Here is a 17,992-nt window from a genome sequence, read left to right as displayed (position 1 = left end):
CCTCCACCCGGGGGGCTGCGACGGCCCCGCCCTGCGCACCGCCCCCGGGGGGGTGGGGCGCGCCGCCTCCCGGGGCCCCCCCCCCCGGGACGGCCCGCTGACGACCCGTCGTCAGCGGGCCGTCAACGTTCCGGGCGAGCCCGTCAAGAAGGCGTCAAGACCGCCGTCGGGCCGGTCCGACGCGACTAGACCGGGACGCATGAGCGATCTCGTCTACGTCGTGCTCACGGTGGCGTTCTTCGCCGCGGTGGCGCTCGCCGCCCGCCGGAGGTCCGCGTGAGCGCCCTCGACCTCGTCTTCCTCGGACTCATGGCGCTGGCCCTGGTCTACCTCCTCGTCGCGATGCTGCGCGACGGACGGGAGGGCTGACCCGCCATGCCCGTCACGACCACCACGGTCCTGGCCGCCGTCGGCCAGCTCCTCCTGCTGCTGGCGATGCTCGCCGCGGCGCACGCTCCCCTGGGTGGCTATCTGGCCCGCGTGTACTCCGCCCCGCGCCACACGCGCGCCGAGCGCGCCTGGTACCGCGCCGTGCGGGTGGACCCCGACGCGCAGCAGCACTGGCGCTCCTACCTGCTGTCCGTGCTCGGCTTCTCCCTCGCGTCCGTGCTGCTCCTCTACGCGCTCGGGCGCCTCCAGCAGCACCTCCCGTGGAACCTCGGGTTCACCGGGCTCGACCCCGCCGGCGCCTGGAACACCGCGGTGAGCTTCACGACCAACACCAACTGGCAGTGGTACTCGGGCGAGGCCGCCGCGGGGCACCTGCTGCAGATGGCCGGCCTCACCGTGCAGAACTTCGTGTCCGCCGCCGTCGGCATGTCGGTCGCGATCGCGCTCGTGCGCGGCTTCGCCCGGTCGGGCACCGACGGACGGGTCGGCAACTTCTGGTCCGACCTCACCCGCTCCGTCGTGCGGGTGCTGCTGCCGCTCTCGGTGGTCGCGGCGCTGGTGCTGGTCGCCGGAGGGGTGGTCCAGAACCTGGACCCGCACACCGCCGTCACGACGCTCGACGGCGGGGTCCAGCACCTGCTGGGCGGCCCGGTCGCGTCCCAGGAGGCGATCAAGGAGCTGGGCACCAACGGCGGCGGGTTCTTCAACGCCAACTCGGCGCACCCGCTGGAGAACCCGAGCCCTTGGACCAACCTCCTGGAGATCTTCCTGATCCTGCTCGTCCCCACGGCGCTGCCGCGAGCCTTCGGCATCATGGTCGGCGACCGCCGGCAGGGCTGGGCGATCCTCGGCGCGATGGTCGGGCTCCTGCTCGTCGCGATCGCCCTCACCACCTGGGCCGAGCTGGCGGGTCCGGGGACCGCACCCCACCTCGCGGGGGCGGCGACGGAGGGCAAGGAGACCCGCTTCGGCCTCGCAGGCAGCGCCCTGTTCGGCGCCGCGACCACGGGCACGTCCACCGGGGCGGTCAACGCGATGCACGACTCGTTCACCGCGCCCGGCGGCGGGGTCGTCCTCTTCGCCATGCTGCTCGGCGAGATCGCACCGGGCGGGGTGGGGTCCGGCCTCTACGGGATGCTCGTGCTCGCCGTCGTCGCGGTGTTCGTCGCCGGCCTCATGGTGGGCCGCACCCCCGAGTACCTCGGCAAGAAGATCGGGCGCGGCGAGATGACCCTGGTCGCGCTCTACGTGCTCACGACGCCCGCCGTCGTGCTGGTGGGCACGGCGCTGTCCGTCTCGGTGCAGCCCGGCCTCGCGGGGATCCAGGAGCCCGGCCCGCACGGCCTGACCGAGGTGCTGTACGCGTTCGCGTCGGCCGGCAACAACAACGGCTCCGCCTTCGCCGGGCTCACGTCCGGCACGACGTTCTACGACACGCTGCTCGGCCTGGCGATGCTGGCCGGCCGGTTCGTGCCGATCGCCCTCGTGCTCGCCCTCGCCGGCCGGCTGGCCTCCCAGCGCACCGTGCCGGCGTCCGCGGGCACCCTGCCCACCCACCAGCCCCTGTTCGTGGGCCTGGTCGCCACGGTGGCGCTGGTCGTCGTCGGCCTCACGTTCGTCCCCGTCCTGTCCCTCGGTCCCGTCGCGGAGTCCCTGTCATGACCACCACCGTCCCGACGCTCGACGCCCCCACGGCGGGCGACGACCTCCCCGCGCGCCGGGTCCGGCCCGGCCGCGCTCTCACCTGGGCGCAGGTGCGTGCCGCGCTGCCCGGAGCCCTGCGCGGCATGGACCCGCGCGCCCTGTGGCGCACGCCCGTGCTGCTGGTCGTGGAGGCGGGCGCCGCCCTCACGACCGTCCTCGCGGTCTGGCACCCGTCCGTCTTCGCGTGGCTGGTCACCGGGTGGCTGTGGGCGACCGTCGCCTTCGCGGCCCTCGCCGAGGCCGTCGCGGAGGCCCGCGGCCGCGCGCAGGCGTCCAGCCTGCGCGCCGCCCAGCAGCAGACGACGGCGCGCAAGGTCCTGGCGCCCCAGGACACGCTCGAGGCCGGCACCGGCCTCGCCGCGCTCCCCACGACCGAGGTCCCGTCGGCCCGCCTGTGCGTGGGCGACGTCGTCGTGGTGGCGGCCGGCGAGACCGTCCCCGGCGACGGTGACGTGATCGAAGGCGTGGCGTCCGTGGACGAGTCCGCGATCACGGGCGAGTCCGCCCCCGTGGTCCGCGAGTCCGGGGGCGACCGCAGCGCCGTCACCGGCGGCACCGTCGTGCTGTCCGACCAGGTCGTCGTGCGCATCACGACCCCGCCCGGGCACACGTTCGTCGACCGCATGATCGCGCTCGTGGAGGGCAGCGAGCGCCGGCGCACCCCGAACGAGGTGGCTCTCAACCTGCTCCTCACCTCGCTCACCGCGGTGTTCGTGCTGGCCGTGGCCACCCTGCAGCCGTTCGCCGCGTACTCCGGGTCGCGACAGGACGTGCTGGTGCTGGTCGCGCTGCTGGTGTGCCTCGTGCCGACGACGATCGGCGCGCTGCTGTCCGCCATCGGGATCGCCGGCATGGACCGGCTGGTGCAGCGCAACGTGCTCGCCATGTCGGGGCGCGCGGTCGAGGCGGCGGGCGACGTGGACGTCCTGCTGCTCGACAAGACCGGCACCATCACGTACGGCAACCGGCGCGCGGCCGCGGTGCTGCCGATCGACGGCGTCACCGAGCCTGAGGCTGCGGCCGCGGCCCGGCTCGCGTCGCTCGCGGACGAGACCCCGGAGGGCCGCAGCATCGTGGCCCTGGTGGACGAGCGCCTCGGCGACACCGCGGAGCTGCCCGTGGGCGCCGCCCTGGTGCCGTTCACGGCCCAGTCGCGGATGTCCGGCGTCGACCTGCCGGGCGACCCCGGCCGGGACGGCCGCCGGATCCGCAAGGGCGCCGCTTCCGCCGTCCAGCGCTGGGTGCACTCCACGGGTGCGCACCTCACCGACGCGCAGGCCGCGCGCCTCGCCGACCACGTGGACGTCGTGTCCCGCACGGGCGGGACGCCGCTCGTGGTGGCGGAGCAGGTGGGCGACGGTCCTGCCCGGGTGCTGGGGGTCGTGCAGCTCAAGGACGTGGTCAAGCAGGGCATCCGCGAGCGGTTCGACGAGCTGCGCGCGATGGGGATCCGCACCGTCATGGTGACGGGCGACAACGCCGTCACCGCGCGCGCCATCGGCGACGAGGCGGGCGTCGACGAGGTGCTCGCGGAGGCCACGCCCGAGGACAAGCTCGCCCTCATCCGGCGCGAGCAGGAGGGCGGGCGGCTCGTCGCGATGGCGGGCGACGGCACGAACGACGCCCCGGCGCTCGCCCAGTCGGACGTGGGTGTCGCGATGGCGTCGGGCACGTCCGCGGCCAAGGAGGCGGGGAACATGGTGGACCTCGACTCCGACCCCACGAAGCTCATCGAGATCGTGGAGATCGGCAAGCAGCTCCTCATCACCCGCGGGGCGCTGACCACGTTCTCCGTGGCGAACGACGTCGCGAAGTACTTCGCCATCCTGCCGGCGATGTTCTCCGGCCTGTTCCCCGGCCTGGCGGTGCTCGACGTCATGCACCTGGGCTCGCCGCACTCCGCGATCGTCTCGGCCGTGATCTTCAACGCCGTGATCATCCTGCTGCTCGTGCCGCTCGCGCTGCGCGGCGTGCGCTACCGGCCGGCGTCGGCCTCCGCCCTGCTGCGCCGGAACCTGTGGGTCTACGGCGCCGGCGGGCTCGTCGCGCCGTTCGTCGGCATCAAGCTCCTCGACCTCGTCGTCTCCCTGATCCCCGGCCTCTGACGCCGGCCCGCTGGAGGAACACCGTGAACCTCGTCCGATCGTCGCTCGCCGGGCTGCGCGTGCTGCTCGCCCTCACCCTGCTGCTCGGCCTCGGGTACCCCCTCGCCGTGACCGGGGCCGGCCAGGTGCTGTTCGGCTGGCAGGCCGACGGTTCCCTGGTCACCGCCGACGGCAGCCGCACCACCGACCGGTCCCGGGCCGTCGGGTCCGCGCTGGTGGGCCAGCAGTTCACCGGCGACGGCTGGTTCCACCCCCGCCCGTCGGCGGCCGGGGACGGCTACGACACGCTCGCGTCCGGCGGGTCCAACCTCGGCCCGGAGAGCCCCGAGCTCGCCGCGACGATCATCGAGCGCCGTGCGCAGGTGGCCGCCACCGAGGGGGTCCCCGCGTCCGACGTGCCACCGGACGCCGTGACGGCGTCCGGGTCGGGGCTCGACCCCGACATCTCCCCCGCGTACGCGGCGATCCAGGTGGCCCGCGTCGCCGCCGCGCGGGGGCTCGACCCCGCACGGGTGCGCGCGCTCGTCGCCGAGCACACCCGGGGCCGCACGCTCGGCGTCCTCGGCGACCCGCGTGTCGACGTCCTCGCCCTCAACCAGGCGATCGCGCGGCTCGCGTGACGCACAATGCCCGTATGACTTCGCCGGTCACGACGCCGCCGGACCACGGGGGCGTCGCGCCACGCCGCGGCCGGCTCACCGTCTACCTCGGCGCCGCGCCCGGCGTCGGCAAGACGTTCGCCATGCTGGACGAGGCCGAGCGCCGCCGCGGCCGCGGCACCGACGTCGTCGTCGGACTGGTCGAGACCCACGGGCGGTCCGGGACCGCGGCGAAGGTCGGCGACCTGGAGGTCGTGCCCCGGCGCGACGTCACCTACCGCGGCACGACGCTCACCGAGCTCGACGTCGACGCCGTCGTCGCCCGCGCGCCCCAGGTGGCGCTCGTCGACGAGCTGGCGCACACCAACGCGCCCGGCTCCCGGCACGCCAAGCGCTGGCAGGACGTGCACGACCTGCTCGACGCCGGGATCGACGTCGTCACGACGGTCAACGTGCAGCACCTCGCCTCCCTCACGGACGACGTCGAGGCCATCACCGGGGTGCGCCAGCGCGAGACCGTCCCCGACCAGGTGGTGCGCGACGCCGACCAGATCCAGCTCGTCGACCTGTCGCCGCAGCAGCTGCGCCGCCGGCTCGCGCACGGGAACGTCTACCGGCCGGAGCAGGTCGACGCGTCGCTGCGGCAGTACTTCCGCGAGGGCAACCTCACGGCGCTGCGCGAGCTGGCGCTGCTGTGGCTCGCGGACCGCGTGGACGACGCGCTCACGCGCTACCGCGCCGACCACGGCATCGGCGGCACGTGGCCGGCCCGCGAGCGGATCGTGGTGGCGGTCACCGGCGGCCCGGAGAGCGAGACGCTGCTGCGCCGCGGCGCCCGCATCGCCCAGCGCGCCGCCGGGTCCGAGCTGCTGGCCGTGCACGTGCTGCCCACGGACGGGCTGCCGTCCGCCCCGCCCGCCGCGATCGCCGCGCAGCGCGCCCTGGTCGAGGCGCTGGACGGCACCTTCCACACGGTCGTGGGCGAGGACGTGCCCTCGGCGGTGGCCGACTTCGCGCACGGCGTGAACGCCACCATGATCGTGGTCGGGTTGTCGCGGCACTCGCGCTGGCGGCAGGCGCTGCTCGGCTCGTCGGGCAGCGAGATCGCCCGGCTGTCCGGCAGCACGGACGTGCACCTCGTCGCGCACGCCGAGGCACGGGCGGGCGTGCGGCTACCGTCCCGCCTGTCCCCCCTGTCCCCCGCCCGGCGGCTCGCCGGCTGGCTGGCCGTCCCGGTGGTGCCGGCACTCCTCACCGGGCTGTTCGTGGTGCTGGGCCGGCAGGCGGTGTCGCTCACCACCGAGCTCATGCTCTTCCTCGCCGGCGTCGTCGCCGTCGCGCTCGTCGGCGGGCTGTGGCCCGCGGTGGCCGCGGCCGTCGTGTCGTTCCTGTGCCTCAACTGGTTCTTCACTCCGCCGACCGGCAGGCTCACCGTCGCCGACCCGGAGAACCTCCTCGCGCTGGTGGTGTTCGTGCTGGTCGCGGCCGCGGTGGCGTCGGTCGTGGACCTTGCGGCGCGCCGCACCGTGCAGGCCTACCGGGCGCGCGCGGAGGCGTCGACGCTCGCCGCGCTGTCCCGGTCGGTGCTCTCCGGCGAGGACACCGCCCAGGCGATCGTGCAGCGCCTCGCCCTGACCTTCGGGCTCGACGACGTACGGCTCGAGGCGCGCGCGGACGAGCGGGCCGCCTGGACGGCGGTCGCGCACGCCGGGCGGGCCGCCGTCGGCCCGCACACCGCGGAGACCACCGAGGTGCGGGTGGACGACACCCACCGTCTCGTCCTCGCCGGGCGCGCCCTGCCCGCGAGCGACCGGCAGGCGGTCGAGGCGTTCGGCAGCCAGGCCGCCATCGTGCTGGAGCACCACCGGCTGCGCGAGCAGGCGGCCGCGGCCCGCGAGCTCGAGCACGCCGAGGCGACGCGCACCGCCCTCCTCGCCGCCGTCTCCCACGACCTGCGCACCCCGCTGACCGCCATCCGCACCGCCGTCGACGGCCTCGCCTCCCCCGACGTCGAGCTCGACGACGAGGACACCCGCGCCCTGACCACGACCATCCAGGAGTCCACCCGGCGCCTCGAACGGCTCATCGACAACCTGCTCGACCTGTCCCGCCTGCAGACCGGGTCCGTGCGCCCCGTGCACCGCCCCACCTCGGTCGAGGAGGTGGTGCTCGTCGCCGTCGAGCCGTGGCTGGACCGGCTCGAGCTGGACGTGCCCGAGGACCTGCCCCTCGTGGAGACGGACGGCGGCCTGCTGGAGCGGGTGGTGGCCAACCTCGTATCCAACGCCGTGCGACACTCGCCGGGCGGTGCGCGGGTGCGGGTCGCGGCGTCGAGCACGCCCGACGACGTCGAGGTCCGCGTCGTCGACACCGGGCCAGGGGTGCCGGACGACCGGAAGGAGACCATGTTCCAGCCGTTCCAGCGTCTCGACGACACCGGCTCCGGTCTGGGCCTCGGCCTGGCCGTCGCCGACGGCCTCGCCCGTGCCGTCGGAGCGACCGTGACCGCCGAGGACACCCCCGGCGGCGGCCTCACCATGGTCGTCAGCGCACCGGTCGTGGCGGCGCAGCAGACGCCGCAGACGGGACCGGTCCGATGAGCGACCGTCCGGCGCACGCCGACGTCCCCGGCGGCAACCGGGTCCTCGTCGTCGACGACGACGCCGGGCTGGCCCGGGCCTTGGCGATCAACCTGCGCGCGCACGGCTGGGACGTCACCGTCGCCGGCACCGGGGCCGCCGCGCTCGACGCCGCGGCGGCCGCGCACCCCGACGTCGTCGTGCTCGACCTGGGCCTGCCCGACGTCTCCGGGCTCGACGTCATCGCCGGCATCCGTGGGTGGTCGGCGGTGCCGATCGTCGTGCTGTCGGCGCGACAGCTCGGCGAGGACAAGGTGGACGCGCTCGACGCGGGCGCCGACGACTACGTGACCAAGCCGTTCGCCATGAACGAGCTCCTGGCGCGGCTGCGGGCCGCCGTCCGGCGGGCCCGGCCCGTCGACGCGTCGTCCGACCCGGTCGTCGTCGCGGGCCGGCTGCGCATCGACCTCGCCCGCCGGGTCGTCGAGCGCGACGGCGCCGAGGTACGGCTCACGCCCACCGAGTGGTCGCTGCTCGAGGTGCTGGTGCGGCACCGCGGCCGGATGGTGGGCCGCAAGCAGCTGCTGCAGGACGTCTGGGGACCCGGGTACGACACCGAGACGAACTACCTGCGCGTGTACACCGCGCAGCTGCGGCGCAAGCTCGAGGACGACCCCGGCGCGCCGCGTCACCTCCTCACCCACCCGGGGGCCGGCTACCGGTTCGAGGCCTGAGGGTCCGCGTCCTGCGCCGTCGCCGCGAGGTACGCGCGCCCGCGCGGCGACAGGCGGTACCCGACGTCGAGGCTCTCCGTCAGCCCCAGCTCCTTGAGCCGCCGCACCCGGACCTTGAACGGGTCGCGCTCCATCCCCAGCCCTTCCGCCAGGGTGCGCGCGACGACGGCGGGCCGCGCCTCGATCAGCTCCAGGTAGGCGCGGGTCCACGGCTCGGGCGCCGCGCGGTCCATGCGGGCGAGCCGGGCGCGGAGGGCATCCACCGTCGCGATGTCCAGGTCGGCGTCCTCCCGCAGCGCGACCCGCGGGTCCGGCCCCGCCAGCCGCAGCCCCACCCGGTACAGGTCGCCCTCGCCGCGCCGCTCGATCCAGGCGCGGGCCGCCTCGCCGGAGCGGAAGCCGGCGCCCCGCGCGTCGGCGTCGTCCACCTCGGCCTCGAACCGGTCCGGCGCGATCGGGTCCACGCCCGTCACCTCGACGACGCCCACCCGTGTGCGCATCGTCGAGCCGGCATGCACCCGCACCACGGCCCACCGGCGGTAGGTGTGCGTCACCGTCCCGTCGGCGAGCCCGCGCAGCGTCCTCGCGTCCAGCAGCACACCGCCACGATGCCAGGTCACGATGCCAGGCGCGCGCCGCCCCCGCCCGCGGGCGTCAGAGCTTCGTGACCGGCGAGTACCGCAGCAGCAGGCGCTTGGTGCCGTCCGCGCCGAAGTCGATCCGCGCGACCGCGTTGGGACCGCTGCCCTCCAGCGACACGACGGTGCCGACGCCGTACGCGTCGTGGGTCACCTTGTCCCCCACGTCCAGCGACGGGACGTCCGCGTCCTTGCGCGGCGTCGCCGAGCCGAACGTCGCCCCCGTGCTCGCCGTCGCGGCCTTGCCGGCGTCCTTCGGCTTGCCCAGGCGCCCGCCGACCCCCGCGGACGGCGAGCGCCGCTCCGGCGCCCACGTGCCGCCGGTCGTTCCCCCGCCGCGGCGGTCCCGCCCGGCCGAGCCGCCCCAGGCCGACCCGCCACGGCGCAGGTACTGGGTGGACGACTCCCGCCGCCGCCAGTCCCACAGGTCGTCGGGGACCTCCTCGAGGAACCGGCTGGGCGGGAACTCGTTGGCCATCCCCCACGCGGACCGCACCGCGGAACGGCTGATGTACAGCCGCTGCCGCGCCCGCGTGATGCCGACGTAGGCGAGCCGCCGCTCTTCGGCGAGCTCGGAGTCGTCGTGCAGCGAGCGCATGTGCGGGAACGTGCCGTCCTCCAGCCCGGTGAGGAAGACGACGGGGAACTCCAGGCCCTTGGCGGTGTGCAGGGTCATCAGGGTGACGACGCCCGGGTCCTCCTTGGGTTCCTGCTCCGCCTCGCCGTCGGCCACGTCCTCGTCCGGGATCTGGTCCGCGTCGGCCACCAGCGACACGCGCTCGAGGAAGTCGGTCAGGTCGCCCTCGGGGTCGAGCTCGCTGAACTCGGCCGCCACGGCGTGCAGCTCGGCGAGGTTCTCCACGCGCGACGCGTCCTGCGGGTCGTCCGAGGCGCGCAGCTCCGCGAGATACCCGCTGCGGTCGAGCACCGCGCCGAGGATCGTGGCGGGCGGCTCACCGTCCTCCACGAGCGCGCGCAGGTCGCGCATCATGTCGCGGAACGCCAGCAGCGGCTTGGAGGTGCGGGTCGTGAGGCCGGGGATCTCGTCCGCCCGCTCCAGCGCTGCCCCGAACGACAGGCGCTCACGGTCGGCGAACCCCGCCACCATCGACTCGGCCTTGTCGCCCAGCCCGCGCTTGGGCACGTTCAGCACCCGGCGCAGGTTCACGTCGTCGTCGGGGTTGGCCAGGGCGCGCAGGTACGCGACGGCGTCCTTGATCTCGCGGCGCTCGTAGAAGCGGGTGCCGCCGACCACCTTGTACGGCAGCCCGACGCGGATCAGCACCTCCTCCAGCGCCCGGGACTGCGCGTTGGTGCGGTAGAACACCGCGACGTCCCCTGGCCGCACGCCGTCCGCGTCACCGAGCCGGTCGATCTCCTCCGCGACGAACCGTGCCTCGCCGTGCTCGTCGTCGGCCACGTAGCCGACGATCTTCTCCCCCGCGCCCGCGTCGGTCCACAGCCGCTTCGGCTTGCGGTCGGGGTTGCGCGAGATCACCGCGTTGGCGGCCGAGAGGATCGTCTGCGTGGAACGGTAGTTCTGCTCCAGCAGGATGGTCGTGGCGTCGGGGTAGTCCTCCTCGAACTCCACGATGTTGCGGATCGTGGCGCCGCGGAACGCGTAGATCGACTGGTCGGCGTCGCCCACCACCGTGAGCTCGGCGGAGTCCAGGCCGTCGACGCCCGGGCCGTCGGCCGTGGCCCCCGCGAGCTCGCGCACCAGCACGTACTGCGCGTGGTTCGTGTCCTGGTACTCGTCCACGAGGATGTGGCGGAACCGGCGGCGGTAGTGCTCCGCGACGTTGGGGAACGCCTGCAGCAGGTTCACCGTGGTCATGATGATGTCGTCGAAGTCGAGCGCGTTCGCCTGCGCGAGGCGCTGCTGGTAGCGGCGGTAGACGTCCGCCAGCACCGTGTCGAACTCGGGCGCCCCGCCGTCGGCCAGCCCGCCGCCCGCGGCCCGCGCGCGCCAGCCCGACGCGGGCGGCTCCACCGCGTCGGCGTGCTCGGCGGTGTCGGCGCCGGACGTCCGGGCGTACGTCTCCGGGTCGATCAGCTCGTTCTTGAGGTCGCTGATCTTGTGCGCCAGCGAGCGTGCCGGGTACTTCTTGGCGTCCAGGTCCAGCTCGCGCGTCACCAGCGTGATGAGTCGCTGCGAGTCCGCGGCGTCGTAGATCGAGAAGCTGGTGCGCAGACCGAGGGTCTTGGCCTCCTTGCGCAGGATCCGCACGCAGGCGGAGTGGAACGTCGAGACCCACATCCGGCCGCCTGCCGGGCCCACGAGGTGCTCGACGCGCTCGCGCATCTCCGCCGCGGCCTTGTTCGTGAACGTGATCGCCAGGATCTCGCCCGCCCGTGCCCGGCCGGTGGCGAGCAGGTGGGCGATGCGGTGCGTGAGCACGCGCGTCTTGCCCGACCCCGCGCCGGCGACGATCAGCAGCGGTGAGCCCGCGTGCTCGACGGCGGCCCGCTGCTGCGGGTTCAGCCCGTCCAGCAGGGCGTCCGGGTCCAGGTGGGAGAACGCCCCGCGGGTCCGGGGACGCGCGTCGCCCGGCCCGCCGTCGTGGGCGTCGGACGCGGCGTCGCGCACCCACGCGGGCGCGCCGGACGCCGGGTCGGCGGCGTCGTCGTCCCAGCGCGGGGCGACCGGCGGGAGGCGGGCGGTGTCGTCCTTCGCGGCGTGGTCGAACCCGGGCAGGGACAGGCTGTCGAACAGGGAGGTCATCGTGGACCAAGACTAGGCTCCGCGACCGACACCCGGGGAACCGGGCACGATGGCGTGAGGCGACGGATCGGGGGGACCGAGGTGCACGACGTGGTGGTGGTCGGGTGCGGCCCGACGGGGCTCATGCTGGCGGCCGAGCTCCGCCTGGCGGGGGCGGACGTCGTCGTCCTCGAGCGGCGGGCGTCGCAGGACCTCGTGGGCTCTCGCGGCGGCGGGATCCACGCCCGGACGATCGAGCTGCTCGACCAGCGCGGGATCGCGGACCGGTTCCTCGCCGAGGGCACCACCGTCCCGGCGGTGACGTTCGGCGGCACCCGTCTCGAGCTGGGCGCGCTGCCCACCCGCCACCCGTACACGCTGGCGCTGTTCCAGGGGCGCATCGAGCGGCTGCTGCTCGGGTGGGCGCAGGAGCGTGGGGTGCCGGTGCGGCGCGGGGTCGAGGTCGTCGGGGTCCAGCAGGACGACGACGGCGTCGACGTCCTGCTGGAGACGGGAGACCCGGTGCGCGCGCGTCTCGTCGTGGGCGCCGACGGAGGGCGCAGCGTCGTGCGGCGGGCGGTCGGCATCGACCTGGTGGGACCGGCCGCGACCCGCACCACCCTGATCGCCGACGTGCAGGTGGACGGCGACCTGCAGCGCACCGGGACGGTCGACGAGCGCGGCCCGCACGGCCTGACCCGGATGGCCGACGGCACGGTGCGCGTGGTGCTCACGGAGGCGACGCCGTCCGACGGCGAGCCGACGCTGGACGACCTGCGGCGCGGGCTCACCGAGGTGTTCGGCACCGACTTCGGTGTGCACGACCCGACGTGGCTGTCCCGGTTCGGCGACGCCACCCGGCAGGCCACGTCGTACCGGGCGGGCCGGGTGCTGCTCGCCGGCGACGCGGCGCACGTGCACTCCCCGACGGGCGGGCAGGGCATCGGGCTCGGCCTCCAGGACGCGGTCAACCTCGGGTGGAAGCTCGGTCAGGTGGTGCGCGGCCGGTCGTGCGACGCGCTGCTCGACACCTATCACGCGGAGCGGCACCCGGCCGGCGCCCGGGCGCTGGGCTACACGATGGCGCAGTCGCTGTTCCAGCGCTCGGACCCGCGGCAGGAGGCTCTGCGCGACCTGTTCGACACCGTGCTCGCCGTCGACGGGGCGGGCGAGCCGGTCACCGGCCTGGTGACGGGGCTGGACGTCGCGTACGACCTGGGGGCCGGGCACCCGCTGCTGGGGCGCAGGATGCCGGACCTCGACCTCGTGCCCCAGGGGCGCGCCCGACCTGGCGGCGCGCCTGCCGGTGGCCCTGCGCGCCTGTTCGAGCTGCTGCACCCGGCCCGCCCGGTGCTCCTGGAGCTCGGCGGCCCGGCGCTGGACGCCGGTCCCTGGTCGGGGTACGTCCGGCACGTCACGGCGACGTCCGACGGGCCCTGGGTCCTCCCGGTGCTGGGAGAGGTCGCCGCCCCGACCGCCGTCCTGGTGCGCCCGGACGGGCACGTGGCGTGGGTCGGCGAGGGGTCGGCCGAGGGGCTCCCCGACGCGCTGGCCACCTGGTGCGGCACCGCGGACGGGCGGCGTCCCCGCTAGCGACGCAACCGCATCGGCGTGTGCGGGATGTCGTCCTCGAGGTACTCGGGTCCGTCCGGCTCGAAGCCGAACGTCCCGTACCAGCCGGTCAGCGGCGACTGCGCGCCCAGCACGACGTCGGCGTGCGGTGCCGTCGTGGTCGCCACGTCGAGGGCGGCTCGCATGAGGACGCCCGACGCACCCGTGCCGCGCGCGTCGGGGTGGCACACCACCCGGCCGATGCGCTGCACGTCCCCGTCGTCGAGCACCCGCGCGGTGGCGACCACGCGGCCGTCGTCCGCCCCGTCGAGCAGGACGACGTGGCGCGTCGTCGGCTCGGCGTCCCGGCCGTCCAGGTCCGGGTAGGCGCAGTCCTGCTCGACGACGAAGACGTCCTGCCGCAGCCGCCACGCCTCGTAGCCGGTGCGGGCGTCCAGCTCGTCGAGCGTCGCGACGCGCACCTCCCACCGGTGCGTCGACCGGCCTGCCCCGCGATCCGTTCCCTGGTCCGTTCCCTGGTCCGTTCCCTGGTCCGCCATGCTTCCTCCGTCGCTCCGTGCTGCCGCCGACACCCTAAGCCGCGCGCCGATGAGATCGGCCGGCGCCGCAGGTCCCCTCTCTGCCACCCCGGCGCGCCCGGCGCCGGGGTCCCGCCGAGGAGGAACCACCGTGAGCACAGCCCGCTTCACCGAGGTCCAGACCGTCGCGATCCCCGTCCGCGACCAGGACGCCGCGCTCGCCTTCTACACCGGGCCGCTCGGGCTCGAGGTCCGGTTCGACGCCGAGCTGCAGCCCGGCTTCCGCTGGGTCGACGTCGCCGCGCCGGGCGCCACGACGTCGCTCGCTCTCGTGCGCGCCGGGGACGGGCTGCCCGTCGGCGTCGACACCGGGGTCCGGCTCGCGACGCCCGACGCGGCGGGCGCCCGCGACGCGCTGGCTCACGCCGGTGCGGACGTCGGAGAGCTCCTCCTGTGGGAGTCGGCACCCCCGATGTTCGAGTTCCGGGACCCCGACGGCAACGTCCTGTACGTCACGGAGAGCCCTGCCGGGTGAGCCGTGGCGTCGCGGGAGGTCCTGCGGACGTCAGGTGAGGATCAGCCCGACCACCCAGGCGAGGGTGGCGACGAGGCCACCGGCGAGCTGCACACCGATGGTGATGAGGGTGGCCTTGAGCGCGGCGCGCGTGGCGGTCCAGGCGACGGCGGCGTCCCGCCGTCGGGCGAGCTCCACCAGGAAGACCGCCGCGGCGAAGAACAGGAACAGCCCGACGACGGGGACCACGAAGAAGCCGACGACCCCGGCCGCACCGGCGACGGCGAGAGTGCCCCAGGGCACCTCGGCGCGGCGCATGTGGCGGCCGGCCAGGAGCCACTGACCCGCTTCGGCGACGGCGATCGCCACCGCGGCGACGGCGAAGCACACCCAGGCCGTCGTGCCGCCGGTGACCCACGCCCACACGAGGATGCTCCCCAGCACGAGCACGTTGCCGGGGAGCACCTGGACGACGGTGCCGACCAGGCCGACGGCGATCGCCAGCCCGACCAGCACCTCCCCCAGGACGCTCATCGCGACCGCCCGGGGGCTGCGAGGGTCGTGGTCACCAGAAGACGGCGACCAGGATGTTGACCAGCGTCAGCGCGCCGATCGAGTGCTTGAGCGCCGGGCTGACCGCACCCGTGCCGTTGTCGCCCTTGGCGCCCTGCCGCTTGGCGAGGAACGCGAGGACCGTGATGATCAGCGCGACCACGAGCTTGACGCCGATCTTGGCCATGCTCGGGCCGCCGTCCGCCCAGAGGTCGGCCATCTCGGCGATCCCGACCATGACGACGCCGGCGACGAGGGCCGTCGCCGCACCGTGGAAGACGCCGCGGTACAGGCCGGGGCTCTTGATCGACGCGATGTAGCCGCCGAGGACGATCGCCCAGCCCACGAAGTGGAGCGCGACGAAGAGGTGGTAGAGGAACTCCATGCCGCCACCCTATCCGCGCGCCGACAGGGATCTGACGCCGGTGTCGGCAACCGGTCACATGTCACACCGCGTCCCGCGCCCCGGACGGGCCGTCCAACATGTGGTCCCACCATGTGGACCCGCTCTCGCGCGACCGCCGGTCGACCGGCTACCGTCCTCGTCATGACCACGGCCGCGCACCGCCTCCTCGTGACGACGCGTCACGAGATGCCGGCGTGCGTGCGTCGCAGCATGCGCAGCTGTCTGTGCTGCTGTCGCTGATCGCGCCCTACCTCAGCCCCGCCGCCCCTGCGCGGCTCCTGAGCACCGGCGCGCGCCGTCGGTCCTCGGCCCACCCCCGCTGAGTCGCTCGTCGTCGCGCGTCCCCGCCCCCCGAGGACCGAGGATCCCCCCAGATGACGACGCAGACCTCTACCCCCGCACCCGCCGCCACCGGCGAGACCGGCGAGCACGCCGCGCCTGAGCGCGTCCGCCCGCCGCGCGCCACCCGCCCGAACGGCCAGTGGAAGGTGGACGGGACCGCCCCCCTCAACCACAACGAGGTGTTCAAGCAGGAGGCGGCACCCCTCGGGGTCCGCGAGCGCATCGAGACGACCTACGCCCGTGACGGCTTCGACTCGATCGCGGACGACGACCTGCACGGCCGCTTCCGCTGGTGGGGCCTGTACACCCAGCGCAAGCCCGGGATCGACGGCGGCCGCACGGCCACGCTCGAGCCGCACGAGCTCGAGGACCGCTACTTCATGCTGCGGGTGCGTTCCGACGGGCAGGTCCTCGACCCGGCCGCGCTGCGGGTGCTGGGGGGCATCTCGGCGGACTTCGCGCGCGGGTCCGCGGACATCACCGACCGCCAGAACATCCAGTACCACTGGATCGAGATCGAGAGCATGCCGGAGATCTGGCGCCGTCTCGACGCGGTGGGACTGGAGACGACGACGGCGTGCGGCGACTCGCCCCGCGGGTTCCTGGGCAGCCCGGTGGCGGGCATCGCGGCGGACGAGATCATCGACCCCACGCCCGTGATCCTCGAGATCAAGCGCCGGTACATCGGCGACCCGGAGCTGGCGAACCTGCCCCGGAAGTTCAAGACGGCGATCACCGGTCATCCCAGCCTCGACGTCGTGCACGAGATCAACGACATCTCGCTGGTCGGGGTGATCCACCCGGAGCTCGGGCCGGGTTACGACCTGTGGGTGGGCGGCGCGCTGTCGACGACGCCGCGCCTGGGCGAGCGGCTGGGCGTCTTCGTCACCGAGGAGCAGGCGCCGGACGTGTGGCACGGCGTCATCCGCATCTTCCGCGACTACGGCTACCGGCGGCTGCGCAACAAGGCCCGCCTGAAGTTCCTCCTGGCGGACTGGGGCACCGAGAGGTTCCGCGACGTGCTGGAGACCGAGTACCTGGGCTACCGCCTGCCCGACGGCCCGCCGCCCGCGCCGGCCACGCGCCCGGGCGACCACGTCGGCGTGCACGAGCAGAAGGACGGCCGGTACTACGTGGGTGCCGCCCCGGTGGTCGGCAGGGTCGGCGGCCACACCCTCACCGGGCTCGCGGACCTCGTCGAGCGCGTGGGCGCGGACGGGGCGCGGCTCACGGCCCACCAGAAGGTCGTGGTCCTCGGGGTCCCGGCCGACCGGGTCGACGAGCTCCTCGACGGGCTGGAGCCGCTGGGCCTTACCGCCCGGCCCAGCCTGTTCCGCCGCTCCACGATCGCCTGCACGGGCATCGAGTTCTGCAAGCTCGCCATCGTCGACACGAAGGACACGGCGGCGCGCGTCATCACCGAGCTGGAGGAACGGCTGGGCGACGTGACCGGGCGCCTGGAGCGGCCCATCGAGCTCAACGTCAACGGGTGCCCCAACTCCTGCGCGCGCATCCAGACGGCCGACATCGGGCTCAAGGGCCAGATCATCACCGTCGACGGCGAGCAGATGCCGGGCTTCCAGGTGCACCTGGGCGGCGGCCTCGTCGGGGCGGGGCGCGACGCCGGGGAGCTCGGGCGCACGGTGCGCGGCCTCAAGGTCCCGGCGGCGGAGGTCGGCGACTACGTGGAGCGCGTGGTGCGGCGGTACGACGCCGAGCACACCGCGGACGAGACGTTCGCGCAGTGGGCGCACCGGGCCGACGAGGAGGCGCTGCAGTGACCGCCGTCGACGTCGCCTCCCCCGTGACGCTGCTCGCACCGGCCGGCTCCGGGCACGACCGGCTCGCGCAGGTCCGCGCCCGGGCGGAGGCGCGCGAGGCCTCGCGGGAGGCCCGGCAGCGCGCCCGCGCGTCCCGGCACCGCCGCTCCCCGGAGGAGCTGCGCCACGTCGTCGAGCGCGGCCAGGCCCAGCTGCACGCCGACGGGGACCGGCGCGAGGCGACGGCCGAGGAGGTCGTCGCCTGGGCGGTGCGGGAGTTCGGCCCGTTCCTCGCGGTGGCATCCTCGATGCAGGACCTCGTGCTCGCCCACCTGGTGTCCCGACAGCTCCCGTTCGTCGACGTCCTGTTCGGCGACACCGGCTACCACTTCGCGGAGACGCTCGGCACCCGAGGCGCCGTCGAGATCGAGCTGGACGTCGACGTGGTGGACGTCCGCCCCGAGCTCACGGTGGCGCAGCAGGACGCAGCGCACGGTCCGCGCCTGCACGACCGCGACCCCGAGGCCTGCTGCGCCATGCGGAAGGTCGCGCCCATGCGGCAGGCGCTGCAGGGCTACGAGGCGTGGGCCACCGGGGTGCGGCGTGCCGAGACGGCGGCACGCGCGAACGCGCCCCTCGTCTCGTGGGACGAGCGCAACGGCGTGGTGAAGCTCAACCCGCTCGCGGCCTGGACCGACGAGGAGGTCGAGGAGTACGCCCGGGAGCACGGCGTGGTCGTCAACCCGCTGCTCAGCGACGGGTACCCGTCCGTGGGCTGCGCGCCCTGCACCCAGCGGGTCGAGGCGGGGCAGGACGCCCGCGCCGGACGCTGGGCGGGCCGCGACAAGGACGAGTGCGGGCTGCACGGATGAGGA

At 74.8% G+C, this 17,992-nt stretch carries 15 protein-coding genes; 10 read left to right on the top strand and 5 right to left on the bottom strand.

The annotated features are described in order from the left end of the window. The 6 genes from ACWGKI_RS10185 to ACWGKI_RS10160 all read left to right on the top strand — a co-directional run. Positions 1-280 (top strand): hypothetical protein (locus tag ACWGKI_RS10185; protein ID WP_452186687.1); only part of this gene is annotated, 280 nt, incomplete at its 5' end. Positions 281-375: 95 nt separating this feature from the next. Beyond that, the gene (gene kdpA, locus ACWGKI_RS10180) at positions 376-2,052 is read left to right on the top strand and encodes a potassium-transporting ATPase subunit KdpA (RefSeq protein WP_452186685.1); all 1,677 of its coding nucleotides are present in this window, start codon (positions 376-378) and stop codon (positions 2,050-2,052) included. Beyond that, complete coding sequence (gene kdpB, locus ACWGKI_RS10175) at positions 2,049-4,199, top strand: potassium-transporting ATPase subunit KdpB (protein ID WP_452186683.1); 2,151 nt, start codon at positions 2,049-2,051, stop codon at positions 4,197-4,199. Before kdpA ends, kdpB begins: the two co-directional genes overlap by 4 nt. 23 nt (positions 4,200-4,222) lie before the next feature. Beyond that, entirely contained in the window at positions 4,223-4,819 is a 597-nt protein-coding gene (kdpC, locus tag ACWGKI_RS10170) for a potassium-transporting ATPase subunit KdpC (protein WP_452186681.1), read from the top strand. Between the two features lie 14 nt (positions 4,820-4,833). Then, positions 4,834-7,398: a DUF4118 domain-containing protein gene (locus tag ACWGKI_RS10165; protein WP_452186679.1), complete on the top strand. Its 2,565-nt coding sequence runs from the start codon at positions 4,834-4,836 to the stop codon at positions 7,396-7,398. Further along, a complete protein-coding gene (locus tag ACWGKI_RS10160) occupies positions 7,395-8,111 on the top strand; it encodes a response regulator (RefSeq protein WP_380243860.1) in 717 nt (238 codons plus the stop codon). Before ACWGKI_RS10165 ends, ACWGKI_RS10160 begins: the two co-directional genes overlap by 4 nt. On the opposite strand, the gene ACWGKI_RS10155 is transcribed toward ACWGKI_RS10160, so the two are convergent. Further along, positions 8,093-8,731, bottom strand: coding sequence for a hypothetical protein (locus ACWGKI_RS10155; RefSeq protein ID WP_452186677.1), 639 nt, complete (start codon positions 8,729-8,731; stop codon positions 8,093-8,095). The two genes, ACWGKI_RS10160 and ACWGKI_RS10155, sit on opposite strands and share 19 nt — an antisense overlap. Before the next feature lie 34 nt (positions 8,732-8,765). Then, positions 8,766-11,474: a UvrD-helicase domain-containing protein gene (locus ACWGKI_RS10150; protein ID WP_452186675.1), complete on the bottom strand. Its 2,709-nt coding sequence runs from the start codon at positions 11,472-11,474 to the stop codon at positions 8,766-8,768. A 54-nt stretch (positions 11,475-11,528) separates the two neighbouring features. Between ACWGKI_RS10150 and ACWGKI_RS10145 the strand changes: the two genes are divergently transcribed. Continuing rightward, complete coding sequence (locus ACWGKI_RS10145) at positions 11,529-13,046, top strand: FAD-dependent monooxygenase (protein WP_452186673.1); 1,518 nt, start codon at positions 11,529-11,531, stop codon at positions 13,044-13,046. Here ACWGKI_RS10145 and ACWGKI_RS10140 read toward each other — a convergent pair. Continuing rightward, positions 13,043-13,564, bottom strand: a complete 522-nt coding sequence (locus ACWGKI_RS10140) for a GNAT family N-acetyltransferase (RefSeq protein ID WP_452186671.1) — start codon at positions 13,562-13,564, stop codon at positions 13,043-13,045. The genes ACWGKI_RS10145 and ACWGKI_RS10140 overlap by 4 nt on opposite strands. A gap of 130 nt (positions 13,565-13,694) precedes the next feature. On the opposite strand from ACWGKI_RS10140, the gene ACWGKI_RS10135 reads away from it, so the two are divergent. Continuing rightward, the gene (locus ACWGKI_RS10135; protein WP_452186669.1) at positions 13,695-14,078 is read left to right on the top strand and encodes a VOC family protein; all 384 of its coding nucleotides are present in this window, start codon (positions 13,695-13,697) and stop codon (positions 14,076-14,078) included. A 30-nt stretch (positions 14,079-14,108) separates the two neighbouring features. Here the strand turns inward: ACWGKI_RS10135 and ACWGKI_RS10130 are convergent, their stop codons facing one another. Together ACWGKI_RS10130 and ACWGKI_RS10125 are read right to left on the bottom strand one after the other, a co-directional pair. Beyond that, positions 14,109-14,591 (bottom strand): DUF456 domain-containing protein, encoded by a 483-nt coding sequence (locus tag ACWGKI_RS10130; RefSeq protein ID WP_452186667.1) that lies wholly within the window; start codon positions 14,589-14,591, stop codon positions 14,109-14,111. A gap of 31 nt (positions 14,592-14,622) precedes the next feature. Beyond that, positions 14,623-14,994 (bottom strand): hypothetical protein, encoded by a 372-nt coding sequence (locus ACWGKI_RS10125; RefSeq protein WP_380243853.1) that lies wholly within the window; start codon positions 14,992-14,994, stop codon positions 14,623-14,625. A gap of 395 nt (positions 14,995-15,389) precedes the next feature. Between ACWGKI_RS10125 and ACWGKI_RS10120 the strand changes: the two genes are divergently transcribed. Next, on the top strand, positions 15,390-17,138 hold the full coding sequence (locus tag ACWGKI_RS10120; protein WP_452186665.1) for a nitrite/sulfite reductase: 1,749 nt from the start codon (positions 15,390-15,392) through the stop codon (positions 17,136-17,138). Further along, positions 17,135-17,989 carry a phosphoadenylyl-sulfate reductase gene (locus ACWGKI_RS10115; RefSeq protein WP_380243851.1) on the top strand — a complete coding sequence of 285 codons (855 nt, stop codon included), beginning with the start codon at positions 17,135-17,137 and terminating at the stop codon, positions 17,987-17,989. The genes ACWGKI_RS10120 and ACWGKI_RS10115 overlap by 4 nt, the downstream gene beginning before the upstream one ends. The last annotated feature ends 3 nt before the right edge of the window (positions 17,990-17,992 follow it).

The sequence above is a fragment of the Isoptericola sp. NPDC055881 genome (assembly GCF_053615895.1).
Note: the sequence above shows the minus strand (reverse complement) of the source record. Positions and strands in the feature narration are given on the sequence as shown.